This is a genomic window from Kitasatospora sp. NPDC043950 (assembly GCF_056435345.1).
Window position 1 is genome coordinate 15,565 of the sequence record NZ_JBWKER010000044.1, and the last position, 13,904, is coordinate 29,468.

Sequence of the window (13,904 nt, forward strand, 5' to 3'; positions counted from 1 at the left end):
TCCCCCTCCCCCCCCCCCCCCCCCCCCACACCCCCCCCCCCCCCCCCCCCCCCCCCCTCCCCCCCCCCCCCCCCCCCCCCCCCCCCCCCCCCCCGTCGCCGGCCGCCGCCCAGACCCTGCAGTTCCAGGGCATGGTGCACGGCTTCACGACCGCGATCTGGGTGTCCTTCGGGATCCTGGTGGCGGCCTCCGCGATCGCCTTCACCCTCGTGAACGCCGGTCGCCCGGACGCGGCGTCGGCGTCGGGTGCCGGTGCGGCGAAGAACGACGAGGTGCCGGTGCTGGTGCACTGACGCCTGCGGGTTGCTCGGGTGCGTACGCGGCCCGTCCGGTGTCCCCTTCCTGGGGCTCCGGGCGGGCCGCTCGCCGTTCCGGGTCGACGGTTCCGGGGTCGACGGTTCCGGGGTCGACGGTTCCGGGGTCGACGGTTCCGGGGTCGGCCATTCGGGGTCTGGATCACAGCGACCCCGGGTAGAAGTGGGGACCGCTCCCCGATTATGGTGGCCCCAGCGAGAAGCGGGGAACTATCCCCACTTCCTTCCGACCGAGGTGCGTGCACATGACCCGGAATCAGAACCCAGGACGGGGGCGGCGGGCCGTCGACTGGGCGGACGGCCGGCTGGGGATCCACACCCTGGCCAGGGCCAACCTGCGCAAGATCTTCCCGGACCACTGGTCCTTCATGCTGGGCGAGATCTGCCTGTACACCTTCCTGATCATCATCCTGACCGGCGTCTGGCTGACCCTGTTCTTCAAGCCCTCCATGGGCGAGGTGATCTACGACGGCTCGTACGTGCCGCTCAAGGGCGTGCCCATGTCGCAGGCCTACGCCTCGACGGTGGACATCAGCTTCGAGGTCCGCGGCGGGCTGCTGATCCGGCAGATCCACCACTGGGCCGCCGTGGTCTTCGTCGCGGCCATGTTCGTGCACATGATGCGGGTCTTCTTCACCGGCGCGTTCCGCAAGCCGCGCGAGGTCAACTGGGTCTTCGGCTTCCTGCTGCTCTTCCTCGGCATGCTGGACGGCTTCTTCGGCTACTCGCTCCCGGACGACCTGCTCTCCGGCACCGGCATCCGGTTCATCGAGGGCGTGCTGCTGGCCATCCCGCTGGTCGGCACCTACCTCCAGATGTTCCTGTTCGGCGGCGAGTTCCCCGGGCACGACATCATCCCGCGGTTCTTCACCGTCCACGTGCTGCTCGTGCCCGGCATCATGCTCGGCCTGCTGGTGGCGCACCTGATCCTGGTCTTCCACCACAAGCACACCCAGTGGGCCGGGCCCGGGAGGACCGAGAAGAACGTCGTCGGCATGCCGCTGATGCCGGTCTACCTGGCCAAGGCCGGCGGGTTCTTCTTCCTGGTCTTCGGCATCGTCGCGCTGATGTCCGCCGTCGCCACCATCAACCCGATCTGGGCGTACGGCCCGTACCGCCCCGACCAGGTCTCCACCGACGCCCAGCCCGACTGGTACATGGGCTTCGCCGAGGGCCTGATCCGGGTGATGCCCGGCTGGGAGGTCGGGCTCTGGGGGCACACCCTCAACCTCGGCGTGCTGATCCCGTTCACGCTGTTCCCGGTGATCCTCGGCGCGATCGCGGTCCACCCGTTCATCGAGAGCTGGGTGACCGACGACAAGCGTGAACACCACCTGCTGGACCGGCCGCGCAACGCGCCCGTCCGCACCGCGCTCGGCGCCGCCTGGATCAGCCTCTACCTGGCGATGCTGGCCGGCGGCGGCAACGACCTCATCGCCACCCATCTGCACCTGTCGCTCGACACCATCACCTACGCGGTGCGGATCGGCTTCTTCGCCGTCCCGGTGGCCGTCTTCGTCATCACCAAGCGCTGGTGCCTCGGCCTCCAGCGCCGCGACCGCGACAAGGTGCTGCACGGACGCGAGACCGGCGTCGTCAAGCGCCTGCCGCACGGCGAGTTCACCGAGGTGCACGCCGGGCTCGCGCCCGCCGAACTGCACCGGCTCACCGCACACGAGCAGCCCCGCCCCCTCGAACTGCCGGCCCCCGTCGACGAGAATGGAGTCGCCCGGAGCGCGGACGTGCTCACCCGCACCCGCGCCCGGCTGTCCCGCGGATTCCACGGCGAACACGCCCGGATCGTCAAGCCCACCGCCGAGGAGTACCGCGAGATCACCGAGGGCCACGGGCACTGACCCACGACCCCGGTCCCCACGCCAGAGGGAGGACAGATGCACGACCGATCCGACCAGCTCGCCGACAACAGATACCTCCTGCTCACCACCTTCGGCGAGGACGGCACCCGCCAGGACTCGCAGATCTGGGTGGTGCCCGACGGCACGGCGCTCGGCGTCTGGACCCCGGCCCACTCCGGCGAGGCCGAACGGATCCGGCGCCACCCCCGGGTGCTGGTCGGCCCGTGCGACTCCCACGGGCGCCCGACCGGGCGGCCGGTGCCGGCCCGCGCACGGCTCTGCGACCCGGACGACACCGCCCGCTACCGCACCTCGCTGATCAACAAGTACGGCCTGACGGCGCTGATCGCCCTGGCCCGCAGCCGGTTCCGGGTCGGACTGGCCGGGACGGTCGGCATCCGGATCACGCTCAACGAGCTGGAGCAGCGGCTGGTCGGGCCCGAGTGGCAGCTGCCGACGACGTACTGCGTCAACTGACCCCGTCGGGCCACCTGATGGCGCCGGGGGCAGGACCGGGCACGGACCGGCCCGGCCCCCGGCGCCGTTCGCGTGGTGAAGCGTTCGCGCTGCCGGGGAGCGCTGTCAGGGCCCGTCGTCCGGCGCCTTCGCCAGGTCCCCGGGTTCGCACGCCTCCCGGCCCGTCGCCACGTGCACGACCCTGACCGCCCGGTCGGGGCCGCCGGGCACGACCTGCTGTTCGTGCCCGCAGCGCGGGCAGATCAGCGGGATGCGCGGACGGTGCTCCCGGCCGCCGGCGTGGCCGCCGTCCGGGTGCGGGGCGCTCACGTCAACGGGTGGGTCGGGACCGGGCTGACCTCCTGGATCTCGCCGTGGGCCTTGGTGAGCAGCTGCGAGGCCAGGTCGTTGAGGGCTCTGGCCCCCGCGATCTCCTCGCCGACCCGCAGCTGTTCCGGGTCCGAGGGGTGGCGGCTGCTGTAGCCGTGGGCCCGTAGTTCCCTGCCGTCGCGCAGCCGCAGCATGGCCGCGGCGGTCGTGCGCGGGCCGTCCTCGCGGAACTCCATCTCGATGTGCCAACCGACCAGAGTCTGCATGGCGGATCACCTCCATCGGTTACTCCTCCAGAGTGCGCCGCACCCACCGTGAACACCAGGGCAGGCGGACCGGGGGCGAGTTGAACGCGTTCAACTCTGCGGCGTAGAGTCGTCGACGACCAAGATTTGAACGCGTTCAAGGAGGCGCTTCCGGCATGGGCAAGGGCACGACGGAGCTGGTGAACCTGCTGGTCCTGCTCGGTATGGGCGCCGTCGTCCCGCTCGGCCTCGCCCTGATCGGCGAACCCGGCCTCGCCCGCGTCCGCCGGCTCTGGCCGCTCGCCGCCGTCCCCGGCGCGCTCTCGCTCTGGCTCCCGCGCGGCGGCCTCGCCACCGGCAGCGCCGCCCTCTACGCGCTCGGCACCCTGGCCGTCGCCCTCCACGCACCGCTGCGGCTGCGCCGGACCCGCTCGCTCGCGCCCGCCGAACTCGCCGTCCTCACCGCGCTCGCCGCCCCGGCGGTGGCCGGCACCGCCCTGGTCGCCGAGCGCTCCGGCTACCCGCTGTTCGACTTCGAACCACACGTCCTGGCGCTGACCGTCCCGCACTTCCACTACGCCGGATTCACCGCCGCCCTCGTCGCCGGGCTGGTCTGCCGCAGCACCCCGGCGGGTTCCGGCGCCGCCCGCTGCGCCGCGCTCAGCGTGCCGGCCGGGACGCTGCTGGTGCTCGCCGGGTACTTCCTCGGCACCTGGGTCCAGTTCGCCGGGGCCAGCGTGCTCACCACCGGGATGTGGCTGGTCGGCCTGGTCACCTGGCGCGACCTGCGGCCGCGCGCCGCCGACCCGGTCACCGCCCGGCTGCTCACCGCCTCCTCGGCCGTCCTCGCCCTCACCATGCTGCTCGCCCTGTGGTGGGCCCTCGGCCAGGCGTCCGGGCTCCCCCACCCCACCCTGGCCTGGATGGCCGCCACCCACGGCGTCGGCAACGCGCTCGGCTTCGCGCTCTGCTCGCTGCTCGCCTGGCGCCGGATCACCACCGCGGAGGACCACCGATGACCGACCTCAGCTACCCGGAGCAGGGCGCCAGCGCCACCGGCCACCTGCCCGGCGGGTACCGCCACCTGCGCCACCGGGCGCTCGTCGGCCGGGGCCGCCCCGCCCTGGAGGTGGCCGGGGCCGCCCTGCTCGGCTGGCGGATGCACCGGCTGGCCGGCGTGCGGATCGACGCCGACGCGGACCGGGCCGCCCCCGGCGTCGCCGTGCACTGCGCGATCGGCGTCGGCCCGCTCCGGGCCGGCGCCCCCAACCGGGTGCTGGCCACCGTCGACGGCCCGGACCGGTACGGCTTCACCTACGGCACCCGGGCCGGCCATCTGGCCCGCGGCGAGGAGACGTTCCTGGTCGAACTGGAGGCGGACGGGGCGGTCTGGTTCAGCGTGACCGCCTTCAGCCGTCCGGTCGCCCGGTACGCCCGGCTGGCGGGGCCGCTGCTGCCGCTCGCGCAACGGGCCTTCGCCCGGCGCTGCGGCCGGGTCCTGGCCCGGATCGCGGCGGACGCGGGGTAACGCCTTGGCCCGACGGGCGGGCCGTCCGACATGATCACCCGGTGATGCGCACACAGTCGGCCCTCGATGTCGCCGCGGGGCAGCCGTGACCAGCTTCCTGACCCACCGGGCCCGGGTGCACGACGAGCGGCTGCCGGCGCGCCGCCGGTTCAACGCCCTGCGGACCTGCCTGACCTGCTTCGCGCCGTACGGCTTCCGGGCCACCTACCACCACCTCACGCTCAGCGCCCGGATGCCCCGGCTGCTGGAGGCCGACCCGGACTCGCTGGTGCGGGCCGTGGAGGAACTGCACGAGGCACGGGTCCTGTGGCTGGCCGGGGCGCAGGAGTACGCGGCGCGGCGCCGGGCGGAGAAGCGGGCCGGGCGGCGGCAACCGCCCGAGCCGGTGTGGTGGAACCGCCCCTGGTGGGGCGCACCGGACGCGGCCTGGCGGGCGGACCCCTTCCTCCACCCGCCGCTGCGGCTGCCCGACTACGTCCGTCGGCAGAACGCGCTGCTGGACGGCGCCGAACTGCCCGGCTGCCCGGCCTGCGGGGACGAGGAGCCGGTGCTGTCGCGCTCGACCGGCCACGGCCTGGCCGAACTCTGCCGGACCTGCGCCTGGGTGCGACAGCCGTGCCCCTGCGGACGGTGGCACAGCTTCGAGCCCGCCCTGCGGGTCGGCTGGAACCGCATCTGGCAACGGCAGCACCTGATCGGCGACGGCACGCCGAACCCGCGCTGGCCCGGCGTGCAGGGGCCGGCCCGGGTCGAGCGGCTGGCGGTGTACGAGGTCTCCCGCCCGTGGGGTTTCCGCTCCGCACGGTGTGTGGCGCCCGGGCGCTGAACCGGCGCGGGCAGCTGCCGGCAGAGGCGGCCACCGGCGCGCGGCCGCGGAATACCCCGTCGGGGCGCGCGGTTGTCGCGAGCACGTGATCGGTAGCGCCGCCTCCGGAAGGGAAGGAATCGCGAGATGAGCAGCACGGTCGAGCTGACCAAGGAGAACTTCGACGACATCGTCCCTGGTCCGGAGGGCCAGGACTTCGTCCTCATCGACTTCTGGGCCGGGTGGTGCGGGCCGTGCCGCCAGTTCGCCCCGGTGTACGAGAAGGCGGCCGAGCGCCACACGGACCTCGTCTTCGCCAAGGTGGACACCGAGGCGCAGGTGGAGCTGGCCGCCGCGTTCGGGATCCAGTCGATCCCCACGCTGGCGATCATCCGTGAGGGCGTGCTCGTCTTCTCGCAGGCCGGTGCGCTGCCGGAGTCGGTGTTCGAGGACCTGATCGGCCAGGCCAGGAAGCTGGACATGGCCGAGGTGAAGCGCAAGGTGGCGCAGGAGCAGGCGGCCGGGGGCCAGGCCTGACCCGCCCGGGCGCCCGGGCGTCCGGGCGTCCGTTCGTCCGAGGGCCCGGGGAGTCATGCTCCCCGGGCCCGGCCGCTCGGAAATCCGGACGAAGTCCGGCCGGGGTCGGTCCTAGAGTCGTCCGCGACGGAGATCCCGCCCGACCGCGAGGAGCGACCCACCATGAGCACGTTCGTACTGGTCCCCGGTTTCTGGCTCGGCGCCTGGGCCTGGGACGAGGTCGCCGCGCCGCTGCGCGCCGCCGGGCACACCGTCCGCCCCGTGACCCTGCCCGGGCTGGCGGAGCGCGCGGGCGAGGCCGAGCCGATCGGGCTGGCGGAGCACATCGCCGCGCTGGCCGACCTGCTGGTCCGCGAGGACCTTTGGGAGGTGGTGCTGGTCGCGCACAGCGGTGCCTGCGCCCCGGCCGGCGGTATCGCGGACCGGATGCCGGAGCGGATCCGCCGGGTGGTCTACCTGGACAGCGGCCCGATGATCGACGGCGGTTCGCTGTACGACCTCTGGCAGCCCGACCACCGTGCGGCGGCCGATGCCTCGGTGGTCGACGGCCGCCTCCCGATGCCCTCCTGGGCCGACCTCGCCGCCGACGGCGCCGACGTGGAGGGCCTGGACGAGGCCGCGCTCGCCCGGATCCGCGAGCGGGCCACCCCGCACCCGGCCGGGGCGTACCGGGACCGGCTGCGGCTGACGGGCGCCTCGGCCGCGCTGCCGCAGGCGCTGGTGACCTGTTCCTTCCCGCTCGCCCAGGTGCAGGCGATGATCACGGCCGGGCACCCGTGGTTCGCCGGGCTCGACGGGCCGAACTGGGAGCTGCGCGAACTGCCCACCGGGCACTGGCCGATGTTCTCCCGCCCGGCCGACACGGCGGCGGTGCTGGCCGAGCTCGCGGCGCTCTGACCCGCCCTCGGCTCCCACCCGCCCTCGGCTCGGGCCCGTCGACGGGTTCGACTGCGCGAAGCCCCGCCGGCGTCGCAGGATGGGCACGGCGCCGGGCACGCGGCCCGGCGCCCGTCCGGCCGGGGGCCGGATCCCACGGGAAGGCGAGTCCCTGCGGATGCACGCGGAGCGCGAGAAGTGGCCGCCGGAGGCCGTTCGGGTCAGGCTCGGGTACGAGACGAACGGCAGCCGCGGGCCGACCTCCCGGAAGGTCTCCCTCACCGGCGCGCCGGCCGACGCCCGGCGCGCCCGGCTGCTCGACGTCCGCGACCACACGCCCGTCACCCTGGCCCTGCGGGCCGGGGTGGCCATCGACACCACGGAGGACCGGGTATGACCAGCAGCGCCGAGGAGTACGACGTCATCGTCCTGGGGGGCGGCCCGACCGGTGAGAACGTCGCCGACCGGACGGCCTCCGCCGGGCTGCGCACGGTCGTCGTTGAGGCCGAACTGGTCGGCGGCGAGTGCTCGTACTGGGCCTGCATGCCGAGCAAGGCGCTGCTGCGCCCGGTGGCCGCGCTGGCCGACGCCCGCGCGGTGGCCGGCTCCCGGGAGGCGGTCGGCGGCAGGCGGCTGGACCCGGCCGCGGTGCTGGCCCGGCGGGACTCCTTCACCTCGCACTGGAACGACGACGGCCAGGTGCAGTGGCTGCGGGACGCCGGCATCGAGCTGGTGCGCGGCCACGGCCGGCTGGCGGGCGTGCGGACCGTCACCGTGGAGGCCGAGGACGGCACCGAACGGGTGCTCACCGCCCGGCACGCCGTCGCCGTGTGCACCGGCAGCCGTCCCGTGCTGCCCACGGGCGTGCCGGGGCTTGCGGAGGCCCACCCGTGGACCAACCGGGAGGCGACCGCCGCTCCGGCCGTGCCCGGGCGGCTGGCGGTGGTCGGCGGCGGCGTGGTCGGGGTGGAGCTCTCGACCGCCTGGCGGGCGCTCGGCTCCGAGGTGGTGCTGCTGGTGCGCGGCGACCACCTGCTGCCGCGGATGGAGCCGTTCGCGGGCGAGCTGGTCGCGGAGGGCCTGCGCGAGGCCGGGGTGGACCTCCGGTTCGGGACGGAGGCCACCGCGCTGGAGCGGGCGGACGGCGCCGGGCCGGTGGTCCTGACGCTCGGTGGCGGCGAGCGGCTGACCGTGGACGAGGTGCTGTACGCGACCGGACGGGCCCCGCGCACCGCCGACGTCGGGTTGGAGCAGGTCGGGCTGAAGCCGGGCGGCTGGCTGGAGGTGGACGACAGCTGCACCGTGCTCGGCGTCGACGGCGAGTGGCTGTACGCCGCCGGGGACGTCAACCACCGGGCGCTGCTCACCCACCAGGGCAAGTACCAGGCCCGGATCACGGGCGCGGCGATCGTGGCCCGCGCCCAGGGGCGTGCGCTGGACACCTCCCGCTGGGGCGCGCACGCCGCGTCGGCCGACAGCGCGGGCGCGCCGCAGGTCGTGTTCACCCATCCGGAGGTCGCCGCCGTCGGACTGACCCTGGCGGCGGCCGAAGGGGCCGGTCTGCGGGTCAAGGCCGTCGACCACGACTTCGGCGCCGTCGCCGGGGCCTCGCTGTACGGCGACCACTACCGCGGCCGGGCCCGGGTGGTCTTCGACCTGGACCGCGAGGTGCTGGTCGGCGCCTGCCTGGTCGGCCCCGGGGTCGCCGAACTGCTGCACTCGGCGACCGTCGCCGTGGTCGGCGAGGTGCCGATCGACCGGCTCTGGCACGCCGTGCCCTCCTACCCGACGATCAGCGAGGTGTGGCTGCGGCTGCTGGAGGGCTGCCGGGGGTGAGCCGGGCGGGTGAGCCGGACGCACGGGTGAGCCGGACGCACGGGTGAGCCGGACGCACGGGTGAGCCGGACGCACGGGCCTTCCTGGTGAGCGGGCCTTCCGGGTGATCGGGCGCGGCGAGATGTGGCCACCGGTGGACGGCGGGACACTGGGCGCCGGGGGCCGTCCCGGGGGGCCGTACTCGTCACCAGGTGGTGTGGGGCATGACCGAAGTGCTGTTGGCCGTCGGAACCGAGAAGGGCCTCTTTCTCGGCCGCAGCCGCGACCGGCTGGACTGGGAGTTCAGCGGGCCGCACTTCCGGATGAACGCGATCTACTCCGTCTCCATCGACCGCCGCGACGGCCGCACCCGGTTGCTGGTCGGCGCCGACAGCAGCCACTGGGGGCCTTCCGTCTGGCGCTCCGACGACCTCGGCGCCACCTGGTACGAGCCGCCGCGGCCGGCGATCCGCTTCCCCGAAGCCACCGGCGCCTCGCTCACCAGGGTCTGGCAGCTCCAGCCGGCCGGCCCGGAGGCCCCCGGCGTCGTCTACGCGGGCACCGAGCCCGCCGCGCTGTTCCGCTCCGAGGACGGCGGCGAGACCTTCCGCCTGGTCGAGTCGCTCTGGAACCACCCGCACCGGACCGACTGGGGCGCCGGCTACGGCGGCCAGGGCCTGCACACCGTCGTCACCGACCCCCGCGACCCGCAGCGGCTGCTGGTCGCCGTCTCCACCGGCGGCGTCTACCGCAGCAAGGACGGCGGCGACAGCTGGGAGCCCGCCAACACCGGTCTGCGCGCCGAGTTCCTCCCGGAGGAGGGCCAGTACCCCGAGTTCGGCCAGTGCGTGCACAAGATCGCCCCCGACCCCGTCGACCCCGACCGGCTGTACCTGCAGAACCACGGCGGTGTCTACCGCAGCGACGACTGGGGCGCGAGCTGGCGCTCCGTCGCCGACGGACTGCCCGCCGCGTTCGGCTTCGCCGTCGCCGCCCACCCGCGCCGGGGCGACACCGCCTACCTGTTCCCGCTCGGCGGCGCGGACGACCGCATCCCGCCCGACCGCCGTTGCCGGGTCTTCCGCACCACCGACGGCGGCACCAACTGGCAGCCGCTCGCCGACGGCCTGCCCGGCGACGACCACTACGGCATCGTGCTGCGCGACGCGCTGCGCACCGACGACGCCGAACCGGCCGGGATCTACTTCGGCAACCGGACCGGCGACGTCTACGGCAGCCATGACGAGGGCGAGAGCTGGTCGTTGCTGACTTCCCACCTGCCGGACGTGCTCTGCGTCCGCGCCGCGGTGGTGGCCTGACAATTCGGTTGCCCCCGGGAGCGCTCTCGTCGACCATGACAGCGGACGAACGACCGTACGAATGGGGCTTGGTGTGACCGAGACGGATTTGATGATCGGGCGTAACGGCGAGGGCGTACCGGTGGTGCGCTACCTCCCGGGCGAGCGGGAGGGCCGGCCCTGGGCCGACCTGCTGGAGGTGGTGGACGAGACCGGCGGCATCGACCCGGTGGAGTTCGTGCGCACCGAGATGGCCGGGTGGGTGGTCTCCGGGACGCCCGAATTCGGCCTCGCCCTGCTGGAGCACGGCGCCACCGTGCTCCGGCACGCCCACGCCATGCGGCGCGACCTGGTCGCCGACCCGCCGCCCGCCGACTGGACCGGGGCCCCGCTGCGCGGCGGCCTGCGGGCCGTGCCCTGCGACCGCGCGCCCGAGGACCTGTTCGAGGCCTGGCGGGCCGCGTTCGCCCCGGGGCACCCGGACCACTTCGCGGGCGACGACCGGCAGGCGTTGGCGGAACGGATCGCCCCGCTGCTCGCCGGCGAGGTCATCGGGCCGGTGCTGCCGTCCAGCCTGCTCGCCGTGGACGCGCAGGACCGGGTGGTGGCCGGGATCGTCCTCACCGACCGCGGCGGCCTGCCGTGGATCGCCGACGTCTTCCGGCACCCGGAGCTCGGCTACCGGGGCCTCGGCGCGGACCTGCTGCGCCGCGCCCTCGCCGACGCCGCCGAACGCGGGCTCGTCGAGGTGCAGTTGGCCGTCACCGACGGCAACCCGGCCCGCCGGCTCTACGAGTCCCTGGGCTTCGAGCTGCTGAGCACCGCGCTGACCGTGATCGTGCCGGAGAAGGGCTGACGGCCACCGGGCCCTGTCCGGCCGGTCTCGGGGGATCGGCCCGCGATCGGCCGGACAGGGCCTACGGCCGGGCCAGCTCCAGGACGGCTATCCCGGCCAACACGGTGAGGCTGGCGCTCAGCCGCAGACGGCCGAGCCGCTCGCGGAACACCACGGTGGCGATCAGGGCGGCGATCACGATGCTCGTCTCGCGCAGCGCCGCGATCGTCGCCAAGTCCCCCCGGGACTGCGCCCACACCACCAGGCCGTAGGCCGTCAGCGAGAGCACGCCTCCCGCGATCCCCACCGGCACCACCTTGCCGACCCCGGTCAGCAGCGAACGGCCGCGCCGGGCCCAGGCGATCAGCGCGAGCGTCGGCCCCTGCAACAGGAACAACCAGGCCACATAGCCGCCGACCGTCCCGGCGTGCCGGACGCCGCTGCCGTCCAGCACCGTGTAGACGGCGATCATCACGCCCGTCCCGGCGGCGGCCCCGAGCGCGGGCAGTTGCGCCCGCCCCGGGACGCCCTTGGCGAAGGCCAGCCCGATCAGGCCGCAGGAGATCACCACCACGCCCAGCAGCTCGCCCGCGCCCGGGTGCTGACCGAGCACGGTGGCCGACAGCAGGGCCACCAGCAGCGGCGCCGAGCCGCGCGCGATCGGGTACATCTGCCCGAAGTCGCCCAGCTGGTAGGCGCGTAGCAGCAGGACCGTCGACGTCGTCTGGACGGCGACCGAGGCCAGCAGGTACGGCCAGGACGAGGCCGCCGGCAGCGGGTTGAGCAGCACCAGGACGAGCGCGCACGCGGTGTAGGTCAGGTTGATCAGCGCGAAGCCGACCAGCTTGTCCGCGATCCGGTGGGCCAGGCCGTTCCAGACAGCGTGCAGCACGGCCGCGGCGAGCACGGCCACCGGCACGGCCGGCACGATCTCGGACATGGCGAAGCTCCCCTCCGACGGCCTTCCGGCGATCCGGCACGGCCTGGAACCGAATTCCACGCTACCCTAGCGCCATGGAAGGACATTCCGACATGACGCCCCTGGAGTCCCAGCTCGCCGCGCGGATCCGGGCCCGGCTCGGCGACCTGCGCGGCGCCGAGGCGCGGGTGGCCGAGGTGGTGCTCGACCGGGGCGCCGGCCTGGTGCACCTGAGCGTCAGCGACGTCGCCGCACTGGCCGGCACCGCCCCCTCCTCCGTGGTCCGGGCCTGCCAGCGGCTCGGCTTCCGCGGCTACCAGGAGCTGAAGATCGCCGCCGCCCGGCACTCCCCCGCCACGGCCCCGGCCCCCGCCGACGACGCGCGCGACCCGGCCGCCCGGGCCCTCGCCGACACCCTGCGGGCCGCCCGCGCGGCCCTGGACGGGATCACCGCCACGCTCACCGCCGACGACCTGCGGGCGGCCGCCGAGGTGCTGGCCGGCGCCGGCCAGGTGGTACTGGTCGGCTCCGGACTGTCCGGCGCGGTGGTACTCGACCTCGCCTACCGGCTGCGCGCGCTCGGCCTGCGCGTCGACGCCCCCGCCGACCCGCTCACCGCCCAGCTGGCCGCCGCCCAGCTCCCGCCCGGCGGCGTCTGCTTCGCGGTCAGCCACGGCGGCGCCACCCCGCTGGTGATCGACGCCGCGCGCCGGGCCCGGGCGGCCGGGGCGGCCGTGGTCGCGCTCACCAGCTACGCCCGCTCACCGCTCACCGAGACGGCCACCCACACCCTGGTCGCGGGCGGGCAGGACCTGGTCTTCGGCCTGGAGACCACGGCCAGCCGGCTCGCCCACCTGGCCGCCGTCGACGCGCTGGCCCAGACCCTGCTGGCGCTGCGCGGGCGACCCGCCGAACAGGCCCTCGGCCTCTCGGCGGACATCACCGCGGACCACACGTACTGACCGCGGCGGGCGTCCGGCGGCGACGGCAGCCCGGAGCCGTCGGAGGCGCTGTGTAGGCTCGCGGGCATGGCGAGGGTGACACGGGACGATGTGGCGCGGGTGGCGGGGACGTCCACGGCGGTCGTGAGTTATGTGATCAACGACGGGCCGCGGCCGGTGGCGCCCGCGACCCGGGCGCGGGTGCTCGCGGCGGTCGAGGAGCTCGGCTACCGCCCCAACCGGGTCGCCCAGGCGATGGCACGGCGGCGGACCAACCTGCTCGGCATGGTCGTGCCGGACGCCCGCCAGCCGTTCTTCGCCGGGCTCGCGCACGCCGTCGAGCAGGCCGCCGCCGACCACGGCCGGCTCCTGCTGATCGGCAACTCCGACTACGTGGACGAGCGCGAGGCGCACTACATCCGCGCGTTCCTCGGCATGCAGGTCGACGGGCTGATCCTGGTCACCCAGGACCCGGCCACCCCCGGGCTCACCGGCTTCGACGTGGGTGACGGCACCTCGGTCGTGCTGCTGCACCACCGGGCGGAGACCGCCGACGGCGTCGCGGTGGTGGCGGACGACGAGGGCGGCGCCCGCGAGGTGGTCCGGCACCTGCTCGGGCACGGCCACGCCGAGGTGCACTGCTTCGGCGGCACCCTCGCGCTCAGCCCGCACGACCCGGTCACCGGGCGGACGGCCGGCTGGGCCGCCGCGCTGGCCGAGGCCGGGCTGGCGACCGAGGGGCGGCTGGTGCCGGCGCCGTTCGACCGCGTCCGGGCGCACGCCGAGGCGCTCGCCCTGCTGGCCCGGCCCGACCGGCCGTCCGCCGTGTTCTGCACGACCGACGACCAGGCGATCGGCCTGCTGCGGGCCGCCGACGACCTGGGCATCCGGGTGCCGGAGCAGCTCGCGGTGGCCGGTTTCGACGACATCGCCGAGGCGGTGATCGCCGGCCCGGCGCTGACCACCGTCGCGACCGCGCAGGACGAGATGGCCCGCGCCGCGGTGGACCTGGTCCTCGGCGGGGCCGAGCGGCGCTCCACCGGCGCGCGGACCTTCCCGGCCCGGCTGGTGCTGCGACGCACCTGCGGGTGCCCGGCGCCGGAGCGGGCGACCGCGGGCGCAGCCGTGATCTGACTCCGCGTCACGCGC

Annotated in this window: 16 protein-coding genes and 1 pseudogene; 14 read left to right on the forward strand and 3 right to left on the reverse strand. The window is 75.0% G+C overall.

Annotated elements, in window-relative coordinates; all coding sequences use genetic code 11:
- Positions 1-131 precede the first annotated feature (131 nt).
- The 3 genes from AC07BF_RS26860 (at position 132) to AC07BF_RS26870 (ending at position 2,647) form a co-directional block, all read left to right on the forward strand.
- A complete protein-coding gene (locus AC07BF_RS26860) occupies positions 132-293 on the forward strand; it encodes a hypothetical protein (RefSeq protein ID WP_478334027.1) in 162 nt (53 codons plus the stop codon).
- Positions 294-559: 266 nt separating this feature from the next.
- Positions 560-2,170 carry a cytochrome bc1 complex cytochrome b subunit gene (gene qcrB / locus AC07BF_RS26865; RefSeq protein WP_363585637.1) on the forward strand — a complete coding sequence of 537 codons (1,611 nt, stop codon included), beginning with the start codon at positions 560-562 and terminating at the stop codon, positions 2,168-2,170.
- 36 nt (positions 2,171-2,206) lie between these two features.
- The gene (locus tag AC07BF_RS26870) at positions 2,207-2,647 is read left to right on the forward strand and encodes a PPOX class F420-dependent oxidoreductase (protein WP_363585638.1); all 441 of its coding nucleotides are present in this window, start codon (positions 2,207-2,209) and stop codon (positions 2,645-2,647) included.
- A gap of 105 nt (positions 2,648-2,752) precedes the next feature.
- On the opposite strand, the gene AC07BF_RS26875 is transcribed toward AC07BF_RS26870, so the two are convergent.
- Positions 2,753-2,956 carry a hypothetical protein gene (locus tag AC07BF_RS26875; protein WP_363585639.1) on the reverse strand — a complete coding sequence of 68 codons (204 nt, stop codon included), beginning with the start codon at positions 2,954-2,956 and terminating at the stop codon, positions 2,753-2,755.
- The gene (locus AC07BF_RS26880; protein ID WP_063346968.1) at positions 2,953-3,222 is read right to left on the reverse strand and encodes a DUF1876 domain-containing protein; all 270 of its coding nucleotides are present in this window, start codon (positions 3,220-3,222) and stop codon (positions 2,953-2,955) included. Before AC07BF_RS26880 ends, AC07BF_RS26875 begins: the two co-directional genes overlap by 4 nt.
- Before the next feature lie 155 nt (positions 3,223-3,377).
- Between AC07BF_RS26880 and AC07BF_RS26885 the strand changes: the two genes are divergently transcribed.
- The 9 genes and pseudogenes from AC07BF_RS26885 (at position 3,378) to AC07BF_RS26925 (ending at position 10,916) form a co-directional block, all read left to right on the forward strand.
- On the forward strand, positions 3,378-4,220 hold the full coding sequence (locus tag AC07BF_RS26885) for a YndJ family protein (RefSeq protein WP_363585640.1): 843 nt from the start codon (positions 3,378-3,380) through the stop codon (positions 4,218-4,220).
- Positions 4,217-4,729, forward strand: coding sequence for a DUF1990 family protein (locus AC07BF_RS26890; RefSeq protein WP_363585641.1), 513 nt, complete (start codon positions 4,217-4,219; stop codon positions 4,727-4,729). The genes AC07BF_RS26885 and AC07BF_RS26890 overlap by 4 nt, the downstream gene beginning before the upstream one ends.
- 85 nt (positions 4,730-4,814) lie before the next feature.
- Complete coding sequence (locus tag AC07BF_RS26895; RefSeq protein ID WP_363585642.1) at positions 4,815-5,555, forward strand: hypothetical protein; 741 nt, start codon at positions 4,815-4,817, stop codon at positions 5,553-5,555.
- Between the two features lie 114 nt (positions 5,556-5,669).
- Positions 5,670-6,071, forward strand: a pseudogene (locus tag AC07BF_RS26900) (thioredoxin family protein); the annotation flags it as partial.
- Between the two features lie 162 nt (positions 6,072-6,233).
- Positions 6,234-6,968, forward strand: a complete 735-nt coding sequence (locus tag AC07BF_RS26905; RefSeq protein ID WP_363585643.1) for an alpha/beta hydrolase — start codon at positions 6,234-6,236, stop codon at positions 6,966-6,968.
- Between the two features lie 157 nt (positions 6,969-7,125).
- On the forward strand, positions 7,126-7,344 hold the full coding sequence (locus AC07BF_RS26910; RefSeq protein WP_363585644.1) for a hypothetical protein: 219 nt from the start codon (positions 7,126-7,128) through the stop codon (positions 7,342-7,344).
- The gene (locus AC07BF_RS26915) at positions 7,341-8,783 is read left to right on the forward strand and encodes a dihydrolipoyl dehydrogenase family protein (protein WP_478334028.1); all 1,443 of its coding nucleotides are present in this window, start codon (positions 7,341-7,343) and stop codon (positions 8,781-8,783) included. Before AC07BF_RS26910 ends, AC07BF_RS26915 begins: the two co-directional genes overlap by 4 nt.
- Positions 8,784-8,986: 203 nt before the next feature.
- Positions 8,987-10,081, forward strand: coding sequence for a WD40/YVTN/BNR-like repeat-containing protein (locus AC07BF_RS26920; RefSeq protein WP_363585646.1), 1,095 nt, complete (start codon positions 8,987-8,989; stop codon positions 10,079-10,081).
- A 73-nt stretch (positions 10,082-10,154) separates the two neighbouring features.
- Positions 10,155-10,916 carry a GNAT family N-acetyltransferase gene (locus AC07BF_RS26925; RefSeq protein WP_363585647.1) on the forward strand — a complete coding sequence of 254 codons (762 nt, stop codon included), beginning with the start codon at positions 10,155-10,157 and terminating at the stop codon, positions 10,914-10,916.
- Between the two features lie 61 nt (positions 10,917-10,977).
- Here AC07BF_RS26925 and AC07BF_RS26930 read toward each other — a convergent pair whose 3' ends face one another.
- Positions 10,978-11,835, reverse strand: a complete 858-nt coding sequence (locus AC07BF_RS26930; RefSeq protein ID WP_363585648.1) for a DMT family transporter — start codon at positions 11,833-11,835, stop codon at positions 10,978-10,980.
- Between the two features lie 74 nt (positions 11,836-11,909).
- Between AC07BF_RS26930 and AC07BF_RS26935 the strand changes: the two genes are divergently transcribed.
- Positions 11,910-12,776, forward strand: a complete 867-nt coding sequence (locus AC07BF_RS26935) for a MurR/RpiR family transcriptional regulator (protein ID WP_363585649.1) — start codon at positions 11,910-11,912, stop codon at positions 12,774-12,776.
- A 66-nt stretch (positions 12,777-12,842) separates the two neighbouring features.
- On the forward strand, positions 12,843-13,889 hold the full coding sequence (locus AC07BF_RS26940; RefSeq protein WP_363585650.1) for a LacI family DNA-binding transcriptional regulator: 1,047 nt from the start codon (positions 12,843-12,845) through the stop codon (positions 13,887-13,889).
- Positions 13,890-13,904 lie beyond the last annotated feature (15 nt).

What these genes read in the sequence shown, in the direction of transcription:
- AC07BF_RS26860 (WP_478334027.1), top strand. Translation starts at nt 132, where the DNA reads ATGGTGCACGGCTTCACGACCGCGATCTGGGTGTCCTTCGGGATCCTG.
- qcrB (WP_363585637.1), top strand. Translation starts at nt 560, where the DNA reads ATGACCCGGAATCAGAACCCAGGACGGGGGCGGCGGGCCGTCGACTGG.
- AC07BF_RS26870 (WP_363585638.1), top strand. Translation starts at nt 2,207, where the DNA reads ATGCACGACCGATCCGACCAGCTCGCCGACAACAGATACCTCCTGCTC.
- AC07BF_RS26880 (WP_063346968.1), bottom strand. Translation starts at nt 3,222, where the DNA reads ATGCAGACTCTGGTCGGTTGGCACATCGAGATGGAGTTCCGCGAGGAC.
- AC07BF_RS26885 (WP_363585640.1), top strand. Translation starts at nt 3,378, where the DNA reads ATGGGCAAGGGCACGACGGAGCTGGTGAACCTGCTGGTCCTGCTCGGT.
- AC07BF_RS26890 (WP_363585641.1), top strand. Translation starts at nt 4,217, where the DNA reads ATGACCGACCTCAGCTACCCGGAGCAGGGCGCCAGCGCCACCGGCCAC.
- AC07BF_RS26905 (WP_363585643.1), top strand. Translation starts at nt 6,234, where the DNA reads ATGAGCACGTTCGTACTGGTCCCCGGTTTCTGGCTCGGCGCCTGGGCC.
- AC07BF_RS26910 (WP_363585644.1), top strand. Translation starts at nt 7,126, where the DNA reads ATGCACGCGGAGCGCGAGAAGTGGCCGCCGGAGGCCGTTCGGGTCAGG.
- AC07BF_RS26915 (WP_478334028.1), top strand. Translation starts at nt 7,341, where the DNA reads ATGACCAGCAGCGCCGAGGAGTACGACGTCATCGTCCTGGGGGGCGGC.
- AC07BF_RS26920 (WP_363585646.1), top strand. Translation starts at nt 8,987, where the DNA reads ATGACCGAAGTGCTGTTGGCCGTCGGAACCGAGAAGGGCCTCTTTCTC.
- AC07BF_RS26930 (WP_363585648.1), bottom strand. Translation starts at nt 11,835, where the DNA reads ATGTCCGAGATCGTGCCGGCCGTGCCGGTGGCCGTGCTCGCCGCGGCC.
- AC07BF_RS26935 (WP_363585649.1), top strand. Translation starts at nt 11,910, where the DNA reads ATGGAAGGACATTCCGACATGACGCCCCTGGAGTCCCAGCTCGCCGCG.
- AC07BF_RS26940 (WP_363585650.1), top strand. Translation starts at nt 12,843, where the DNA reads ATGGCGAGGGTGACACGGGACGATGTGGCGCGGGTGGCGGGGACGTCC.